The following is a 19436-nucleotide window of genomic DNA, read 5'->3' as shown; positions in this document are numbered from 1 at the left end:
AAGCGACAAAAACAACGGGTGCAAGCAGAATTACCGTTGTGGCATTCGTGCAATCGGAGGGGTTCCCGAGCGGCCAAAGGGATCAGACTGTAAATCTGACGGCTCTGCCTTCGAAGGTTCGAATCCTTCTCCCTCCACCATATTTCTCTGCGGTTTGAGTTCTTTGGGTTAGAGAAATGCGGGCATCGTATAATGGCTATTACCTCAGCCTTCCAAGCTGATGATGCGGGTTCGATTCCCGCTGCCCGCTCCAAGATGCTGATATGGCTCAGGTAATTCTGAAAGCCACACCCTAGGGTGAGTTCGGCAATCGAACCTGCCTGCCAGCACCATCCTCTCTGTCCCCCTGATTCAAATCCATCATATAAACTGTTCTGTGGTTAGCTTGCCACCGCGTACTCAGCGTTAGTTTAGAGGGACGATCATGTCTAAAGAAAAATTTGAGCGTAATAAACCGCACGTTAACGTGGGTACCATCGGCCACGTTGACCACGGTAAAACCACCCTGACCGCCGCCATCACCAACGTGCTGGCCAAGCACTTCGGTGGTAAAGCTTTCGCCTTCGACCAGATCGACAAGGCACCGGAAGAGCGTGAGCGTGGTATCACCATCAACACCTCCCACGTAGAATACGACACCGCTATCCGTCACTACGCCCACGTAGATTGCCCGGGTCACGCCGACTACGTTAAGAACATGATCACCGGTGCTGCCCAGATGGACGGCGCGATCCTGGTAGTAGCCGCGACTGACGGCCCGATGCCGCAAACTCGTGAGCACATCCTGCTGGGTCGCCAGGTTGGTATCCCGTACATGATCGTGTTCATGAACAAGTGCGACATGGTAGACGACGAAGAGCTGCTCGAACTGGTCGAGATGGAAGTTCGTGAACTGCTGACCGAGTACGACTTCCCGGGTGATGACCTGCCGGTAGTTCGTGGTTCCGCGCTGAAAGCGCTGGAAGGCGACGCTGCATGGGAAGAGAAGATCATCGAGCTGGCTCACCACCTGGATACCTACATCCCGGAGCCGGAGCGTGCCATTGACCTGCCGTTCCTGATGCCTATCGAAGACGTCTTCTCCATCGCTGGCCGTGGTACCGTTGTTACCGGTCGTGTAGAGCGCGGTATCGTTAAAGTTGGTGAGACTGTAGAAATCGTCGGTATCAAAGACACCGTTTCTACCACCTGTACCGGTGTTGAAATGTTCCGCAAACTGCTGGACGAAGGCCGTGCTGGTGAGAACGTTGGCGCCCTGCTGCGTGGCGTGAAGCGTGAAGAAGTTGAGCGTGGTCAAGTACTGGCCAAGCCGGGCTCCATCAAGCCGCACACCAAGTTCGAATCCGAAGTGTACGTGCTGTCCAAAGAAGAAGGTGGTCGTCATACTCCGTTCTTCAAGGGCTACCGTCCGCAGTTCTACTTCCGTACTACCGACGTGACCGGTACCATCGAACTGCCGGAAGGCGTTGAAATGGTAATGCCAGGCGACAACATCAAAATGGTTGTTACCCTGATCGCTCCGATCGCGATGGACGACGGCCTGCGTTTCGCTATCCGTGAAGGTGGCCGTACCGTAGGTGCTGGTGTTGTAGCCAAAGTTATCGCTTAATCTTGGCTTACATAAATAAAGCAAAGCCCCTATAATAGGGGCTTTCTTATGCAGGGGCGTAGTTCGAATTGGTAGAACAGCGGTCTCCAAAACCGATGGTTGCGGGTTCGAGTCCTGCCGCCCCTGCCATATACCTCGTCTCGTACGGGGCTTTTGTGTCTTTGGTTACGTCAGATACAGGTGGGTTGTATGAGTGTTAGTTCTGAGGGACAGGGCGGAAGCAAGGATACCCTTCTTTGGGGCCTGGTTTTCATCATCCTGGCGGCCGCTGTGGTAGGTAATTACCTGCTCACTGACGTTGTCGCCGCCGTCCGCGCCCTGGGTGTGGTCGTTGTCATCGCTGCTGCAGGTGCAGTGGCCCTGCAAACCACCAAAGGTAAGGCAACACTGGCTTTTGCTCGTGAGTCGCGCCTGGAAGTCCGCAAGGTCGTATGGCCGACCCGCCAGGAAGCCATTCAGACAACCCTGATTGTGCTGGCGGTGACCGCCGTGATGGGGCTCTTGCTGTTCATTCTGGACGGTGCCTTGGTCTGGTTGGTCAACCTGATTACCGGTGTGTAAGGAAAAGCCATGACTGAACAACGTGAACAACGTATGAGATGGTATGTCGTGCAGGCATTTTCCGGCTATGAAGGCCGGGTTGCCAAATCCCTGCGTGAACATATCAAGATGCATGGTATGGAAGAGCTGTTTGGCGAAGTGCTGGTCCCGACCGAAGAAGTGGTCGAGATGCGTGCCGGCCAGAAGCGCAAGAGTGAGCGCAAATTTTTCCCGGGTTATGTCCTGGTCCAGATGATGATGGACGAGACCACATGGCACCTGGTACGCAATGTGCCGCGTGTGATGGGCTTCATCGGCGGCACCTCCGATCGTCCAGCTCCGATCTCCGATAAGGAAGCGGATGCCATCCTCAATCGTCTGCAAGATGCCCACGACAAGCCGCGTCCGAAAACCCTGTTTGAACCGGGTGAAATGGTGCGGGTTGCCGATGGTCCGTTCGCTGACTTCAATGGCACCGTTGAAGAAGTGGACTACGAGAAGAGCCGCGTGAAGGTCTCTGTATTGATCTTCGGTCGCTCAACGCCGGTAGAACTGGATTTTGGTCAGGTCGAAAAGGGCTGATTAAACTCTGTACGTTTAACGGTTGTCAGGGGCAGCGATTATCTCTATAATTCGCTGCCCCTTTATTTGTTGGGGAGCCGTTTGCAGGAGCATGTCTCCGAGGCGCTAGAACCCATTTTTGAGGTATTTTCGTAATGGCTAAGAAAGTCACAGCTTATATCAAGCTGCAAGTTAAGGCTGGCAGTGCTAACCCCAGCCCTCCCGTTGGTCCTGCTCTGGGTCAGCACGGTGTGAACATCATGGAATTCTGTAAGGCGTTCAACGCTCGTACAGAAAAGCTGGAAAAAGGCTCACCGACTCCGGTCGTGATCACCGTTTACAGCGACCGTTCCTTCACCTTCGAAACCAAGACTCCGCCTGCTTCCTTCCTGCTGAAGAAAGCTGCTGGCATCCAGTCTGGTTCCGCCAAGCCGAACAAAGACAAGGTTGGTAAGGTGACTGTTGCTCAGCTGCAAGAAATCGCCAAGACCAAAGAGCCGGACATGACTGGTGCCGATCTGGATGCAAAAGTACGTTGCATCGCAGGCTCCGCTCGTTCCATGGGCCTGGTAGTGGAGGATTAAGACAATGGCAAAACTTTCCAAGCGTATGCGCGTTATTCGCGAAAAAGTTGACGGTACCAAAGAGTACTCCATCAACGAAGCCATTGCCCTGCTGAAAGAACTGGCTACCGCCAAGTTCGTTGAAAGCGTTGACGTTGCCGTTAACCTGGGTATCGATGCTCGTAAATCCGACCAAAACGTACGTGGTGCTACTGTACTGCCGCACGGTACCGGTCGTGACATCCGTGTCGCCGTATTCACCCAGGGTGCCAACGCCGAAGCCGCCAAGGCTGCCGGTGCTGAACTGGTTGGTATGGATGACCTGGCCGAGCTGGTCAAGAAAGGCGAGATGAACTTCGACGTCGTGATCGCATCCCCGGATGCCATGCGCGTTGTTGGTCAACTGGGCCAAATCCTGGGCCCGCGCGGCCTGATGCCTAACCCGAAAGTGGGTACCGTAACCCCGAACGTTGCTGAAGCTGTGAAGAATGCTAAAGCCGGTCAGGTTCGTTACCGCAATGACAAGAATGGTATCATCCATACCACTCTGGGTAAGGTTTCTTTCAACGAAGTTCAGCTGAAAGAAAACTTGGAAGCTCTGCTGGTTGCTCTGAAAAAGGGCAAACCCTCTTCCGCCAAAGGCATCTTCATCAAGAAAGTCAGCATCTCCACCACCATGGGTGCCGGTGTTGCCGTAGACCAAGCTTCTCTGGAAGCTCAGGGCTAATTGATGGATTTTACAAGGCGCAAAATTTAATCTATAATTTTGCGCCTTGATTGGTTGGGGGTTTCGACCTCCGTCCAAGACCGCAGGTGGCTGCAAGGCCTTAATCCTTCCTGCGTAGACGGTGCCGGAAACCCAGCGAGAAAGTTTTCTTTCTCTTCTGGAATCCTGCTACCGCATCGTTCCCCTCTGTTGTGAAGGTAGGGGGGATGTGTCAGTACTGAGTCATGAGACTCAGATTCAATCCAGGAGTTAAGCCAATGGCATTGGGACTCGAAGACAAAAAGGCAATTGTTGCTGAAGTCAACGAAGCTGCCAAAGGCGCTCTGTCTGCAGTTGTAGCCGATTCTCGCGGTGTGACTGTTGACAAGATGACCGTCCTGCGTAAATCCGCTCGTGAAGCCGGTGTGTACATGCGCGTTGTGCGTAACACCCTGCTGCGTCGCGCGGTAGAGGGCACCGAATTCGGTTGCCTGAACGACGTATTGACTGGTCCTACCTTGATTGCTTTCTCTAACGAACACCCGGGCGCTGCCGCTCGTCTGTTCAAAGAGTTTGCCAAAGCGAACCAAAAGTTCGAAATCAAGGCTGGCGCTTTTAACGGTGAGTTTATCGCCGCAGCACAAATTGATCGTCTGGCCACGCTGCCGACCTACGACGAAGCAATTGCGAAGTTGATGGCTACCATGAAGGAAGCCTCTGCTGGCAAGCTGGTTCGTACTATCGCTGCTGTTCGCGACCAGAAACAAGCTGCTGCTTGATTCTCGCCTATTTAGGCTGTTTGAGTTTATTCAACATCAGGAATTTTTGTCATGTCTATCACTAAAGACCAAATCATCGAAGCCGTTGCTTCCATGTCCGTAATGGAAGTTGTTGAGCTGATCGAAGCAATGGAAGAGAAGTTCGGTGTTTCTGCCGCTGTTGCTGTAGCTGCCGGTCCGGCCGCTGAAGCAGTAGAAGAGAAGACCGAGTTCGACGTAGTTCTGACTGCTGCTGGCGCCAACAAAGTTGCCGTCATCAAGGCCGTTCGTGCTGCCACCGGCCTGGGCCTGAAAGAAGCCAAGGACCTGGTAGAAGCCGCTCCGACCAACCTGAAAGAAGCCGTCTCCAAAGACGAAGCTGAAGCTCTGAAGAAAGAGCTGGAAGCTGCCGGTGCTTCTGTTGAGATCAAATAATCTGCATTTATGTAGATTAGCCTGATAAAACAGGCTAGGGCTGGTGAATGTTTGTTCACCAGCCTTTTTGCGCTGTAGACTGAGAGCATTTCACACCGTTTACGACTCTCAGTGCACCAGCAATCCGGACCGCCTCATCGTCCGGGCCAACACAAAACGGTGTTGAGACAGAGCTGTCCCGCGGGACAGAGTGGGTCACTTATCAGCGAGCTGAGGAACCCTATGGTTTACTCTTATACCGAAAAAAAACGCATTCGTAAGGACTTCGGTAAGCGAGACCAGGTACTGGACACGCCTTATCTGTTGTCCATTCAGCTGGACTCCTTCAAGCAGTTCATCGAGGCTGACCCGGAAGGTGAATATGGCCTAGAGGCCGCTTTCCGTAGCGTTTTCCCGATCACCAGTTACTCCGGTAGTGCTGAGCTTCAGTATGTCAGCTATCGCCTGGGTGAGCCGGTATTTGACGTAAAAGAATGCCAGATCCGTGGAGTGACCTACTCCGCGCCGCTGCGTGTCAAGCTTCGTATGGTTCTGTACGACCGTGAAGCAGCTGCCGGCACCGTCAAAGATATCAAGGAACAAGAAGTGTACATGGGCGAAATTCCGCTCATGACCGAAAACGGCACCTTTGTCATCAATGGTACCGAACGGGTTATCGTCTCCCAGCTGCACCGCAGCCCGGGCGTCTTCTTCGACCACGATAAAGGCAAAACACATTCATCCGGTAAGGTACTGTATAACGCCCGCGTTATCCCCTACCGTGGCTCCTGGCTGGACTTCGAGTTCGATGCGAAAGACAACCTGTTTGTCCGTATCGACCGTCGTCGTAAACTGCCGGCCTCCATTATTCTGCGCGCCCTGGACTTCAGTTCCGAAGAAATCCTGGCCACCTTCTTCGAGACCATTGGTTTCGAGGTCAAAGATGGCAAGTTGATGATGGATCTGGTGCCCGAGCGCCTGCGTGGTGAGACTGCGACCTTCGACATCATTGCCAATGGCGCCGTGGTGGTTGAGACTGGTCGTCGTGTCACTGCCCGTCATATCCGTCAGTTGGAAAAAGACGCCATCACCCAGATCGAGGTGCCGGTAGAGTACGTTGTTGGCAAAGTTGCAGCCAAGAACTACGCGCACCCGCAAACTGGTGAAATGGTCGTGACTGCCAACCAGGCTCTGAGCCTGGAAGCGGTTGCCAATCTGTCCCAAGCCGGCTTCAAGCACTTCGAGGTTCTGTTCACCAACGAACTGGACCACGGTGCCTACATGTCCGAAACCCTGCGCATCGACTCCAGCTCCAGTCGTCTGGAAGCGCTGGTCGAGATCTACCGCATGATGCGTCCGGGCGAGCCGCCCACCCGCGAAGCGGCCGAGCAGCTGTTCGAGAACCTGTTCTTCTCTTCCGAGCGTTACGACCTGTCTACCGTGGGTCGGATGAAGTTCAACCGCCGTCTGGGTCGTGAAGACGAGACCGGCGTTGGCGTGCTGACCAAAGACGACATCGTCGAAGTCATGAAGCGCCTGATCGACATCCGTAACGGCAATGACGAGGTGGACGATATCGACCACCTGGGTAACCGTCGTATCCGTTCTGTCGGTGAAATGGCAGAGAACCAGTTCCGTGTCGGTCTGGTGCGTGTCGAGCGTGCGGTCAAGGAGCGTCTCTCCCTGGGCGACCTGGACACCCTGATGCCGCAGGATCTGATCAACGCCAAGCCGATTTCCGCCGCGGTCAAAGAGTTCTTCGGTTCCAGCCAGCTGTCCCAGTTCATGGACCAGAACAACCCGCTGTCTGAAGTGACCCACAAGCGTCGTATTTCCGCGTTGGGCCCGGGCGGTCTGACCCGTGAGCGTGCCGGCTTCGAAGTTCGAGATGTACACCCGACTCACTACGGTCGTCTGTGCCCCATCGAGACTCCGGAAGGTCCGAACATCGGTCTGATCAACTCGCTGTCCGTGTATTCCCGCACCAACGAGTACGGTTTCCTCGAGACCCCGTACCGCAAGGTCATCGACGGTGTGATCACCGACGAAGTGGATTACCTGTCAGCAATCGAAGAAGGCAAGTACGTGATCGCACAGGCTAACGCCGCGACCACCGAAGATGGCCGTCTGAAAGACGAGTTGATCCCGTGCCGTCACAAGGGTGAATCCACCTTTATGAACGCCGACCAGATCCAGTACATGGACGTGAGCCCGCAACAGATAGTTTCTGTGGCAGCGGCCCTGATCCCGTTCCTGGAGCACGATGATGCTAACCGAGCCCTGATGGGTTCGAACATGCAACGTCAGGCCGTACCGACTCTGCGTGCTGACAAGCCGCTGGTAGGTACCGGTATGGAACGCGCCGTGGCCGTTGACTCCGGTGTTACCGTAGTGGCCAAGCGTGGCGGCATGATCGACTATGTCGATGCCTCCCGTATCGTTATCAAGGTCAATGAAGATGAGCTGCTGCCAGGCGAAGCCGGCATCGACATCTACAGCCTGACCAAGTACACCCGTTCCAACCAGAACACCTGTATCAACCAGCGTCCTTGCGTGATGTTGGGTGAGCCGGTGATGGCGGGCGACGTGCTGGCTGACGGCCCGTCTACCGATCTGGGCGAACTGGCGCTGGGCCAAAACCTGCGCGTCGCCTTCATGCCGTGGAACGGTTACAACTTCGAAGACTCGATCCTGGTGAATGAGCGCGTGGTACAGGAAGATCGCCTGACCACCATCCATATCCAGGAACTGGCCTGTATCTCCCGTGACACCAAGCTGGGTCCGGAAGAGATCACTGCCGACATCCCGAACGTGGGTGAAGCCGCTCTGTCCAAGCTGGACGAGTCCGGTATCGTCTACGTGGGTGCCGAAGTGAAGGGCGGCGACATCCTGGTCGGCAAGGTAACACCCAAGGGTGAAACCCAGCTGACCCCGGAAGAGAAGCTGCTGCGCGCCATCTTCGGTGAGAAGGCCTCCGATGTGAAGGACTCCTCCCTGCGTGTGCCGAACGGTGTGTACGGTACCGTGGTTGACGTGCAAGTCTTTACCCGCGATGGCGTGGAAAAAGACAAGCGCGCCAAAGAAATCGAAGAGATGCAGCTGAAGGAAGCGAAGAAGGACTTGACCGAAGAGTTCAAGATCCTGGAAGACGGCATTTTCGGCCGCTCCCGCAACCTGCTGCTGGCCGCCGGTTACAGCGAAGATCGTCTGAACAAGCTGGATCGTTCCAAGTGGTTTGAATTGGCCATCGAAGATGAAGCCAAGCAGATCGAGCTGGAGCAGATCGCCGAACAGCACATCGAGCTGAAAGCCGACTTCGACAAGAAGTTCGAGAACAAACGTCGCAAGATTATCCAGGGTGATGATCTGGCGCCGGGCGTACTGAAAATCGTCAAGGTTTACCTGGCAGTCAAGCGTCGCATCCAACCGGGTGACAAGATGGCGGGCCGTCACGGTAACAAGGGTGTTATCTCCAAGATCTGCCCGGTCGAGGACATGCCCCATGACGAGTTCGGCCGTCCGGTCGACATCGTACTGAACCCGCTGGGCGTACCGTCCCGTATGAACATCGGTCAGATCCTCGAAGTGCATCTGGGCCTCGCGGCCAAGGGCATCGGCGAGAAGATAGACCGCATGATCAAGGATCAGCGCGAGCTGCACGAGATGCGTGACTTCCTGCAACAGGTCTATGACCTGGGCGAGAAAGACACCCAGCAAGTGAACATCGCCGAGCTGTCTGATGACGACGTACGTACCCTTGCGGGTAACCTGCGTAAGGGTCTGCCGGTTGCTACACCTGTCTTTGATGGTGCCAAAGAGCGCGAAATCAAGGCCTTGCTGAAGCTGGCCGATCTGCCGGAATCCGGTCAGATCTCCCTGTTCGACGGTCGTACCGGTAACGCCTTCGAGCGCAAGGTCACCGTGGGTTACATGTACATGCTGAAGCTGAACCACTTGGTAGACGACAAGATGCACGCGCGTTCTACCGGCTCCTACAGCCTGGTTACCCAGCAGCCGCTGGGTGGTAAGGCACAGTTCGGTGGTCAGCGGTTCGGTGAGATGGAAGTGTGGGCCCTGGAGGCTTACGGTGCGGCATATACCCTGCAGGAAATGCTGACCGTCAAGTCTGACGATGTGAATGGCCGTACCAAGATGTACAAGAACATCGTGGATGGCGACCACCGTATGGAGCCGGGCATGCCCGAATCCTTCAACGTACTGTTGAAGGAAATCCGCTCTCTGGGTATCAACATCGAGCTGGACGAAGAGTAAGAGCTCGCTCTTATTGTTCGAGAATTGACGTGGGCGCCCTGCTGCTTTGGCAGTAGGGCGCCGAGGTTAGACTCCTGACAGGGGAAACACGTGAAAGACTTACTCAAGTTTTTGAAGGCTCAGACCAAGACCGAAGAGTTTGACAGTATCAAGATCGGTCTGGCCTCTCCTGACATGATCCGCTCCTGGTCATTCGGTGAGGTCAAAAAGCCTGAGACCATCAACTACCGGACTTTCAAGCCGGAACGTGATGGTCTGTTCTGCGCCCGTATCTTCGGACCGGTGAAGGACTACGAGTGTCTGTGCGGCAAGTACAAGCGCCTGAAACACCGTGGTGTGATCTGCGAGAAGTGCGGCGTAGAAGTGACTCAGACCAAGGTCCGTCGCGAGCGCATGGGCCACATCGAGCTGGCCAGCCCGACTGCCCACATCTGGTTCCTGAAGTCCCTGCCGTCCCGTATCGGTCTGCTGCTGGACATGACCCTGCGTGACATCGAGCGCGTGCTGTATTTCGAATCCTATGTAGTGATCGAACCCGGCATGACCAACCTCGAGCGCAGCCAGATGCTGTCCGAAGAGAACTATCTGGACGCACTGGAAGAGTGGGGCGACGAATTCGACGCCAAGATGGGTGCCGAAGCAATCCTTGCATTGCTGCGTGCCATCGATCTGGAAGGTGAAGTCAAGACCATGCGCGAGGAGCTGGATCAAACCAACTCCGAGACCAAGCGCAAGAAGACCACCAAGCGCCTGAAGCTGATGGAAGCCTTCCTGCAGTCCGGCAACAAGCCGGAGTGGATGATCATGACAGTGCTGCCTGTGCTGCCGCCGGACCTGCGTCCGCTGGTACCGCTGGACGGCGGCCGTTTCGCGACTTCCGATCTGAACGATCTGTACCGTCGCGTGATCAACCGTAACAACCGCCTGAAGCGTCTGCTGGATCTGGCGGCGCCGGACATCATAGTGCGCAACGAAAAGCGCATGCTGCAAGAGTCCGTGGATGCCCTGCTGGATAACGGCCGTCGTGGTCGTGCCATCACAGGTTCCAACAAGCGCCCGCTGAAATCCTTGGCCGACATGATCAAGGGTAAGCAAGGTCGTTTCCGTCAGAACTTGCTGGGTAAACGTGTCGACTACTCCGGTCGTTCCGTTATCACCGTAGGTCCGACCCTGCGTCTGCATCAGTGCGGTCTGCCGAAGAAGATGGCGCTCGAGCTGTTCAAGCCCTTCATCTATGGCAAGCTGGAATCCCGTGGTCTGGCGACCACCATCAAGGCCGCCAAGAAAATGGTGGAGCGCGAAGAAGCCGTCGTTTGGGACATCCTGGACGAAGTGATCCGCGAACACCCGGTCCTGCTGAACCGTGCACCGACCCTGCACCGTCTGGGTATCCAGGCGTTTGAACCGACCCTGATCGAAGGCAAGGCCATCCAGCTGCACCCGCTCGTCTGTGCCGCCTATAACGCGGACTTCGATGGTGACCAGATGGCGGTCCACGTACCGCTGACCCTGGAAGCCCAGCTGGAAGCGCGCGCCCTGATGATGTCTACCAACAACATCCTGTCGCCTGCCTCCGGTGAGCCGATCATCGTTCCTTCCCAGGACGTGGTCTTGGGTCTGTACTACATGACCCGTGCCCGTATCAACGCCAAGGGCGAAGGTATGGTGCTGGCCGGCCCGAAAGAAGCCGAGAAGGTCTATCGCGCCGGTCTGGCCGATCTCCATGCTCGTGTGAAAGTGCGCATTACCGAATACCTGCGTCAGGAAGACGGTTCCCTGCTGCCGCACACCGAGATGAAGAACACCACAGTTGGTCGTGCGATCCTGAGCCTGATCCTGCCCAAAGGCATGGAATACGCGCTGATCGACGAACCCAAGGTGCTGACTGCCGCCGAGCAGGCCGATCTGGATGCCAATCCGCAGAACTGGATCAAATCCGTATCCAACAAGGCGCTGGGCAAAAAGCTCATCTCCCGTCTGCTGAACACCTGCTATCGCAAGCAGGGCCTGAAGGACACCGTCATCTTCGCTGACCAGCTGATGTATACCGGTTTCCATTACGCGGCCCTGTCCGGTGCTTCCGTTGGTATCGATGACATGGTCATCCCGGATGCCAAGAAAGACATCATTGCGGCAGCCGAAGCCGAAGTCGCCGAGATCCAGGACCAGTTCCTGTCCGGTCTGGTGACCGCGGGCGAACGCTACAACAAGGTTATCGATATCTGGGCCAGCGCGAACGATCGCGTCTCCAAGGCCATGATGGATAACCTCTCCAAGGAGCGGAACGTCAACTCCCTGGGTGAAGAAGAAGAGCAGGCCTCCTTCAACAGCATCTTCATGATGGCCGACTCTGGTGCGCGGGGCTCCGCCGCCCAGATCCGTCAGCTGGCCGGTATGCGTGGCCTGATGGCCAAGCCGGATGGTTCCATCATCGAAACGCCGATCGTGGCGAACTTCCGTGAAGGTCTGAACGTACTGCAGTACTTCATCTCCACTCACGGTGCTCGTAAGGGTCTGGCGGATACCGCACTGAAGACGGCGAACTCCGGTTACCTGACTCGTCGTCTGGTTGACGTGGCTCAGGACATGGTGATCACCGAGGACGATTGCGGTACGACCGAAGGTCTGTGGATGACTCCGCTGATCGAAGGTGGTGACGTGGTCGAGCCGCTGCGTGAGCGCGTGCTGGGTCGTGTGGTCGCCGAAGACGTGATCAAGCCGGGTACTGAAAGCGAGATCCTGGTCGCGCGCAATACGCTGCTCGACGAGTATCTGTGTGACCTGCTGGAGCGTAACTCCGTCGACCGCGTGAAGGTACGTTCTGCCATCACCTGTGAGACCGACTTCGGTAACTGTGCCCACTGCTACGGCCGTGATCTGGCCCGTGGTCACCTGGTGAACAAGGGTGAGGCTGTCGGTGTTATCGCCGCCCAGTCCATCGGTGAGCCGGGTACCCAGCTGACGATGCGTACCTTCCACATCGGTGGTGCCGCATCCCGAGCTGCTGCCGAGAGCAGCATCCAGGTCAAGAACACCGGTAGCATCAAGCTGCAGAACGCCAAGTTTGTTACCAACAGTGCAGACAAGCTGGTTATCACCTCCCGTTCTACCGAACTGACCATCATGGACGAGATGGGCCGTACCAAGGAAAGCCACAAGCTGCCTTACGGTTCCGTCCTGGAAGTGAAAGATGGCCAGGCCGTGAGTGCTGGTGATACCGTCGCCAACTGGGATCCGCACACCCACCCGATCATCACCGAAGTAGCAGGTCGCCTGGACTTCGAACACATGATCGACGGTGTGACCATCACTCGTCAGACCGACGAGCTGACCGGTCTCTCCTCTATCGTCGTGCTGGATGTCAACGAACGTCCGAGCGCCGGTAAAGAGATGCGTCCGACTGTGAAGCTGGTCGACCAGAACGGCAAGGATGTCATGATCCCGGGTACCGATGTTGCCGCCCAGTACTTCCTGCCGGGCAAGGCGATCGTGAACCTGGAGGATGGTGCCAACGTGGGCGTGGGTGACGCGGTCGCGCGTATCCCGCAAGAGTCCAGCGGTACCAAGGACATCACCGGTGGTCTGCCGCGCGTTGCGGATCTGTTCGAAGCACGTCAACCGAAGGAACCGGCTATCCTGGCCGAGATCTCCGGTACCATCTCCTTCGGGAAAGAGACCAAGGGCAAACGCCGTCTGGTCATCACCCCGACCGACGGTGGCGACATCTACGAAGAGATGATTCCGAAGTGGCGTCACCTGAACGTGTTCGAAGGTGAAAAAGTTGAGAAGGGTGAAGTGCTGGCAGACGGTCCTGAGTCTGCTCACGACATCCTGCGTCTGCGCGGTATCAGCCCGGTCGCCAACTACATCGCCAACGAAGTGCAGGACGTTTACCGTCTGCAAGGCGTTAAGATCAACGACAAGCACATCGAAGTCATCGTTCGTCAGATGCTGCGCAAGTGCGAGATCCTGAGCGCCGGCGACACCGACCTGATCGAAGGCGAGCAGGTTGAAGTGGCTCGTGTGAAGATTGCCAACCGTAAGCTGGTTGCCGAGGGTAAGACTCCGGCCACCTTCCGTCACATCCTGATGGGTATTACCAAGGCATCCCTGAGCACCGAGTCCTTCATCTCCGCGGCTTCCTTCCAGGAAACCACTCGCGTTCTGACCGAAGCGGCCGTTGGCGGCAAGCGTGATGAACTGCGTGGCCTGAAAGAGAACGTGATCGTGGGTCGTCTGATCCCGGCTGGTACCGGCTTTGCCTACCACCATGCCCGGATCAACCAGCGTGCCGCCGCAGCCCGTGCTGTCGGTGTGCCGCAGGTGACTGCCGATGAGGCTCAGCAAAATCTGGCGGATCTGCTCAACGCAGCCGGCAGTTTTGACGAAGAGTAATCTTCAGCTGCAGTGATTAAAAAGGGCTCCTTCAAGGGGCCCTTTTTGTTGCCCGCCCGCCAGCAGTGCGCTGCACCGGGCTGGGGCAGGGGATGATCCAGTGCAAGGTTATAGAGCAAAAAATCAAAAAAAGTTGACATTGATCCCCCGCAATTGAAAACTCGGGAAAGTTGAATGGTTATTACAGGGGTAGAACATGGCTGTCGGTATCGAGGAAGTACTGCTTCCCGAAGAGCAACTGAGCGGTCGCGCTTTTACAGACGAAGACAGGGAATTGTTGCGTTCATATGAGGGCCTCATCGAGGGCCTGGCCGATCTGTTCGGCAAGCACTGCGAAGTGGTGCTGCATTCCCTGGAAAATCTGCATGAGTCAGTGATCAAGATAGCGAACGGATTCAACACGGGGCGGACCCTGGGAGCACCGATCACCGATCTGGCCCTGCGCATGCTCAAGGACATCGAGAGCACGGGTCAGGATCACACCCAGAGCTACTTTGCCCGCAGCCGGACCGGTGCGCTGATGAAGTCGAGCACCATCGCCATCCGCAACCGCGACAAGCAGGTGATAGGTCTTATCTGCATCAACCTGCACATCAATGCGCCTTTCCACGAGTTCGTGGCCGAATTCTTCCCGACGCCCCAGCAAGTGGAGCGTCAATCGCCGGAGACCTTCGCCAACAGCGTGGAGGAGCTGGTTGCCCAGACGGTGGACAACACCATCGACGAGATCAACCGCGATCCCTCCGTGGCCAACAACGCCAAGAATCGTTTTATCGTGACCCAGTTGTTCGAGAAGGGCATATTTGATATCAAGGACTCGATCAACCTGGTCGCCGACAAGCTGAATATTTCCAAACATACCGTGTATCTCTACATCCGACAGCGCAAGCAGGGTGAAGAAGAGAGCGAGTAAGCGCCATAGATAGGGGATAGATAACAATGGCTAAAGAAGTGATTGCAACCGACAAGGCGCCTGCCGCAATTGGTCCTTATGTTCAGGCTACCAAGCTGGGTGACCTGGTGTTCACCTCCGGGCAGATCCCGCTCGATCCGGCCACCATGGACATAGTTGCCGGTGGCATCGAGGCGCAGGCCGAGCAGGTGATGAAGAACCTGGTTGCAGTATTGAAGGCGGCGGGTGCCGATACCAGCAAGGTGCTGAAGACCACCTGTTTCCTGAGCGACATGAACAACTTCGTGGCCTTCAACCAGGTCTATGCCCGCTACTTCGGTGACGCTGCGCCGGCGCGCTCCTGCGTGGAAGTAGCTCGCCTGCCCAAGGATGTGCTGGTCGAAGTCGAAGCCATTGCTCATGTCTGAGTCTGAGTCATCGGAAGAGCCCCTCCCAGGAGGGGCTTTTTCGTCTTTGAGGTAGAATGGATGCACATCTGTGCAGGAGTCCGGATATGAGTCTGAATTTTGCCCTGCTGGTCACCGGGCCCGCCTATGGTACCCAGACGGCCAGCACAGCCTATCGCTTCGCCCTGAGCCTCATCGAACAGGGACATCAGCTGTCTCACCTGTTCTTCTATCAGGATGGGGTCCATAACGGCAATGGTCTGCATGCCCCGGCCAGCGATGAGACCGACCTGGTGGCGCTGTGGCGCGATCTGGCTCTGGCGCAGGGCATTGCCATCGATGTGTGTGTCGCCGCCGCCATGCGCCGCGGGGTGCTCGATGAAGCCGAGGCTAAGGGGATAGGCAAGACCCAGTTCAATCTGCAGGCCCCGTTTCGTTTAAGCGGGCTGGGGCAACTGGCCGAAGCCAGTCTGACCGCCGACCGCTTCGTCCAGTTCTAGGGGGATGGAATGACCAAGATAGCCTTTATCTGCCGGCGTGGTCCCCACGGTACGGCGAGTGGACGAGAGGGACTGGATGCCTTGCTGGCCACCTCTGCGCTGACGGAATCACTGGCGCTGTTCCTCATCGGTGACGGTGTGCTGCAATTGCTCAGGGAGCAGTCGCCACAGGGGATATTGCAGCGCCACTACGCCCCGACCTTCAAGATGCTGGAACTGTACGATGTCGAGGAGGTCTATGTCTGTGCGGCGTCGCTGGCCGAACGTGGTCTGACTGCCGGGGATCTGCTGATCCCAGTGACGGTACTGAGCCCTGCCGAGATCCGCCACCAGTGGGACAACTTCACCGCCCACATCAGCTTTTGAGGTGCCCATGATACAGCTGGTATTGAACTCTCCCTTTCTCAGCCAGGACCTCGAGCAGGTGCTGCGTTATCGTCAGGACGCGGATCTGCTGGTGCTGATGCAGGACGCCGTGGTGGCGACGACTGCCCCGCAGTGGTGCGAACGATTGAACGGGATCCCCCTCTATGTGATGGGGGAAGACCTGAAGGCGAGGGGCTTGTCCCCCAGGATCGGGATGGAACTCGACATGGCCGGTCTGATCAAGCTGATCGCCGAACAGGGATCACCGCAGACCTGGGCCGGCTAGTTTTGATTTTTGCCTGTTGGCTCAGGTGGTTATCACAATAATGACGGGATGTCATTTGCCCTTTTGGCGCACGAATTGTATAAATCTTGACTCCCCAGACAACAGGGCATAAAATTTCGCGTCCCCGTATCTGCGGGGAGGATTTTTCACACGTTTATGAAGTCATTATCAGGAGCCTTTTGATGGCAACTATTAACCAGTTGGTTCGCAAGCCACGCATCAAGCTCGTTGTGAAAAGCAACGTGCCGGCGCTGGAAGCGTGCCCTCAGAAGCGTGGCGTATGCACCCGTGTATACACCACCACCCCCAAGAAGCCTAACTCTGCACTGCGTAAAGTGTGCCGTGTACGTCTGACCAACGGCTTCGAAGTCACCTCCTACATCGGCGGTGAAGGTCACAACCTGCAGGAGCACTCCGTTGTTCTGATCCGTGGCGGTCGTGTCAAGGATTTGCCAGGTGTTCGTTATCACACCGTTCGTGGTGCGTTGGACTGTGCCGGTGTTAAAGACCGTAAGCAGGCTCGCTCCAAGTATGGCGTGAAGCGTCCGAAAGCTTAATGGTTCTCCGTTAAGTAAGGCCAAACGTTAATTCGTTTCTAGTTAGATAACTTTCTAGTTTTGGGTAACCCCTGAAGTTACGGAGAATTTGAAATGCCAAGACGTCGTGTTGTTGGTCAGCGTAAAATCCTGCCGGATCCCAAGTTCGGATCAGAGCTGCTGGCTAAATTTGTCAACGTAGTAATGGTTGACGGTAAGAAATCTGTTGCAGAAGCCATCGTTTATGGCGCCCTGGACATCATTGCCACCAAATCTGGCAAAGAGCACCTGGCCCTGTTCGAAGTCGCTCTGGACAACATTCGTCCGGCGGTCGAGGTTAAATCTCGTCGCGTCGGTGGTGCAACCTATCAGGTGCCGGTAGAAGTTCGTCCGGTTCGTCGCAATGCCCTGGCAATGCGCTGGTTGGTTGATGCCGCTCGTAAACGTGGTGAAAAATCAATGGCTCAGCGTTTGGCTGGCGAGCTGCTGGATGCCGCTGACAATAAGGGTTCGTCTGTCAAGAAACGTGAAGACGTTCACCGTATGGCTGAAGCGAACAAGGCCTTCGCTCACTTCCGCTGGTAATCCGCTTGCGCAGGGTCTTCTGGCTCTGCGCACCTTTAATTATCTGGGGACAAGTGCCCTAGTAAGAGGATGACAATGGCTCGTACAACCCCCATTGAGCGTTATCGTAACATCGGTATCTCTGCTCACATCGACGCCGGTAAGACTACTACTACCGAGCGCGTTCTGTTTTACACCGGTGTAAGTCACAAGATCGGTGAAGTTCACGATGGCGCCGCCACCATGGACTGGATGGAACAGGAACAAGAGCGTGGTATCACCATCACCTCCGCCGCGACCACCGCTTTCTGGTCCGGTATGGGTAAACAGTTCCAACCGCACCGTATCAACATCATCGATACCCCGGGCCACGTTGACTTTACTATCGAAGTAGAGCGTTCAATGCGTGTTCTGGACGGCGCAGTGATGGTGTACTGTGCCGTAGGTGGCGTACAGCCACAGTCTGAGACCGTATGGCGTCAGGCTAACAAGTACAAGGTTCCCCGTATCGCGTTCGTCAACAAGATGGACCGTACCGGCGCCAACTATCTGCGCTGCGTTGAGCACATCAAGACCCGTCTGAAAGGTACCCCGGTTCCGCTGCAACTGAACATCGGTGCAGAAGAGAACTTCAAGGGCGTTATCGACCTGGTCAAGATGAAAGCCATCAACTGGAGCGAAGCTGACCAGGGCGTGTCTTTCGATTACGAAGACGTCCCGGCCGAGCTGCTGGAACAAGCGCAAGAAATGCGCATGAACCTGGTTGAAGCCGCTGCTGAAGCGTCTGAAGACCTGATGGAAAAATACCTGGGTGGTGAAGAACTGACCGAAGAAGAGATCAAGAAAGCTCTTCGTCAGCGTGTTCTGAACAACGAAATCATCCTGGTTACCTGTGGCTCCGCGTTCAAGAACAAGGGCGTACAGGCCATGCTGGATGCCGTGGTTGACTATCTGCCGGCTCCGACCGACGTAGCAGCCATCGACGGTCTGAAGCTGGATGGCGTCACCAAAGACGAGCGTCACGCTTCCGATGACGAGCCGTTCTCTGCTCTGGCATTCAAGATTGCTACCGACCCGTTCGTTGGCAACCTGACCTTCTTCCGCGTTTACTCCGGTGTGGTTAACTCCGGTGACTCCGTGCTGAACTCTGTCAAAGAGAAGCGCGAGCGTTTTGGCCGTATCGTTCAGATGCACGCCAACAAGCGTGAAGAGATCAAAGAAGTTCGCGCAGGCGACATCGCCGCTGCCATCGGTCTGAAAGACGTGACCACTGGTGACACCCTGTGTGACGAAAAATCGCCGATCATCCTCGAGCGTATGGAATTCCCGGAGCCGGTAATCTCCATCGCGGTTGAGCCGAAAACCAAGGCTGACCAAGAGAAGATGGGTCTGGCACTCGGCCGTCTGGCGCAGGAAGATCCGTCTTTCCGCGTATGGACTGACGAAGAATCTGGCCAAACCATCATCGCCGGTATGGGTGAGCTGCACCTGGACATCATCGTTGACCGTATGCGTCGCGAGTTCAAGGTTGAAGCGAACGTAGGTAAGCCGCAGGTTGCCTACCGTGAAACCATCCGCAATACCGTCAAGGACATCGAAGGCAAGCATGCCAAGCAGTCCGGTGGTCGTGGTCAGTACGGTCACGTTGTGATCGACATGTACCCGCTGGAAGAAGGCAAAGCCTACGAGTTCGTTAACGACATCAAGGGCGGTGTGATTCCTGGTGAGTTCATCCCGGGTGTTGACAAGGGTATCCGTGAGCAGCTGAAGTCCGGCCCGCTGGCTGGCTATCCGGTAATGGATCTGGGCGTGCGTCTGCACTTCGGTTCCTACCACGATGTCGACTCCTCCGAACTGGCGTTCAAAATCGCTGCTTCCATGGCCTTTAAGGCTGGCTTCATGAAGGCCAACCCGGTTCTGCTCGAACCGATCATGAAAGTAGAAGTTGAGACTCCGGAAGATTACATGGGCGACGTGATCGGTGACCTGAACCGTCGTCGTGGCCTGATCGAAGGTATGGAAGACGGCCCGTCCGGCAAGATCGTTCGTGCTCTCGTGCCGCTGGCC

General features: G+C 56.1%; 17 protein-coding genes and 3 tRNA genes (1 of these 20 cut by a window edge). All 20 read left to right on the top strand.

Annotation, left to right across the window (positions count from 1 at the left end; translation table 11 throughout):
• Positions 1-55: 55 nt before the first annotated feature.
• Positions 56-140, top strand: a tRNA-Tyr gene (locus Aeroheme_RS19265).
• A gap of 38 nt (positions 141-178) precedes the next feature.
• Positions 179-253 (top strand) — tRNA-Gly (locus Aeroheme_RS19260).
• A 171-nt stretch (positions 254-424) separates the two neighbouring features.
• Positions 425-1609: an elongation factor Tu gene (gene tuf / locus Aeroheme_RS19255; RefSeq protein ID WP_106885567.1), complete on the top strand. Its 1185-nt coding sequence runs from the start codon at positions 425-427 to the stop codon at positions 1607-1609.
• 52 nt (positions 1610-1661) lie between these two features.
• Positions 1662-1738 (top strand) — tRNA-Trp (locus Aeroheme_RS19250).
• A gap of 60 nt (positions 1739-1798) precedes the next feature.
• Positions 1799-2170, top strand: a complete 372-nt coding sequence (gene secE, locus Aeroheme_RS19245) for a preprotein translocase subunit SecE (protein WP_042650611.1) — start codon at positions 1799-1801, stop codon at positions 2168-2170.
• A 33-nt stretch (positions 2171-2203) separates the two neighbouring features.
• Positions 2204-2731, top strand: a complete 528-nt coding sequence (gene nusG / locus Aeroheme_RS19240) for a transcription termination/antitermination protein NusG (RefSeq protein WP_197066239.1) — start codon at positions 2204-2206, stop codon at positions 2729-2731.
• Positions 2732-2865: 134 nt separating this feature from the next.
• Positions 2866-3294, top strand: coding sequence for a 50S ribosomal protein L11 (rplK, locus tag Aeroheme_RS19235; RefSeq protein ID WP_016352267.1), 429 nt, complete (start codon positions 2866-2868; stop codon positions 3292-3294).
• 4 nt (positions 3295-3298) lie between these two features.
• Positions 3299-4000, top strand: a complete 702-nt coding sequence (gene rplA, locus Aeroheme_RS19230) for a 50S ribosomal protein L1 (RefSeq protein ID WP_041206544.1) — start codon at positions 3299-3301, stop codon at positions 3998-4000.
• A 257-nt stretch (positions 4001-4257) separates the two neighbouring features.
• Positions 4258-4758: a 50S ribosomal protein L10 gene (rplJ, locus tag Aeroheme_RS19225; protein ID WP_025328617.1), complete on the top strand. Its 501-nt coding sequence runs from the start codon at positions 4258-4260 to the stop codon at positions 4756-4758.
• Between the two features lie 51 nt (positions 4759-4809).
• Positions 4810-5172: a 50S ribosomal protein L7/L12 gene (gene rplL, locus Aeroheme_RS19220; protein ID WP_025328616.1), complete on the top strand. Its 363-nt coding sequence runs from the start codon at positions 4810-4812 to the stop codon at positions 5170-5172.
• A 222-nt stretch (positions 5173-5394) separates the two neighbouring features.
• A complete protein-coding gene (gene rpoB, locus Aeroheme_RS19215) occupies positions 5395-9423 on the top strand; it encodes a DNA-directed RNA polymerase subunit beta (RefSeq protein ID WP_025328615.1) in 4029 nt (1342 codons plus the stop codon).
• Between the two features lie 90 nt (positions 9424-9513).
• A complete protein-coding gene (gene rpoC, locus Aeroheme_RS19210) occupies positions 9514-13818 on the top strand; it encodes a DNA-directed RNA polymerase subunit beta' (RefSeq protein WP_005325063.1) in 4305 nt (1434 codons plus the stop codon).
• A 196-nt stretch (positions 13819-14014) separates the two neighbouring features.
• Positions 14015-14731: a transcriptional regulator gene (locus tag Aeroheme_RS19205; protein ID WP_025328613.1), complete on the top strand. Its 717-nt coding sequence runs from the start codon at positions 14015-14017 to the stop codon at positions 14729-14731.
• Positions 14732-14757: 26 nt separating this feature from the next.
• Positions 14758-15138 carry a RidA family protein gene (locus tag Aeroheme_RS19200; protein WP_106885569.1) on the top strand — a complete coding sequence of 127 codons (381 nt, stop codon included), beginning with the start codon at positions 14758-14760 and terminating at the stop codon, positions 15136-15138.
• Positions 15139-15224: 86 nt separating this feature from the next.
• A complete protein-coding gene (gene tusD / locus Aeroheme_RS19195; protein WP_163149481.1) occupies positions 15225-15617 on the top strand; it encodes a sulfurtransferase complex subunit TusD in 393 nt (130 codons plus the stop codon).
• Positions 15618-15626: 9 nt separating this feature from the next.
• Positions 15627-15983 (top strand): sulfurtransferase complex subunit TusC, encoded by a 357-nt coding sequence (gene tusC, locus Aeroheme_RS19190; RefSeq protein WP_111913575.1) that lies wholly within the window; start codon positions 15627-15629, stop codon positions 15981-15983.
• 7 nt (positions 15984-15990) lie between these two features.
• Entirely contained in the window at positions 15991-16269 is a 279-nt protein-coding gene (gene tusB, locus Aeroheme_RS19185) for a sulfurtransferase complex subunit TusB (RefSeq protein WP_111913573.1), read from the top strand.
• A 182-nt stretch (positions 16270-16451) separates the two neighbouring features.
• Positions 16452-16826, top strand: a complete 375-nt coding sequence (gene rpsL, locus Aeroheme_RS19180; protein WP_005306278.1) for a 30S ribosomal protein S12 — start codon at positions 16452-16454, stop codon at positions 16824-16826.
• A gap of 93 nt (positions 16827-16919) precedes the next feature.
• The gene (gene rpsG / locus Aeroheme_RS19175; protein WP_010675949.1) at positions 16920-17390 is read left to right on the top strand and encodes a 30S ribosomal protein S7; all 471 of its coding nucleotides are present in this window, start codon (positions 16920-16922) and stop codon (positions 17388-17390) included.
• Positions 17391-17465: 75 nt separating this feature from the next.
• On the top strand, positions 17466-19436 hold the 5' portion of the coding sequence (gene fusA / locus Aeroheme_RS19170) for an elongation factor G (RefSeq protein WP_106885572.1). The gene runs 135 nt beyond the window's last position; the window shows 1971 of its 2106 coding nt (coding positions 1-1971); it begins with the start codon at positions 17466-17468; its stop codon lies off the right edge, out of view.

It is taken from the genome of Aeromonas sp. DSM 116730 (assembly GCF_046581335.1).
Lineage (GTDB): Bacteria > Pseudomonadota > Gammaproteobacteria > Enterobacterales > Aeromonadaceae > Aeromonas > Aeromonas rivipollensis.
The sequence above is the reverse complement of the archived record's forward strand: the minus strand, read 5'-3'. Positions and strand labels throughout refer to the sequence as shown.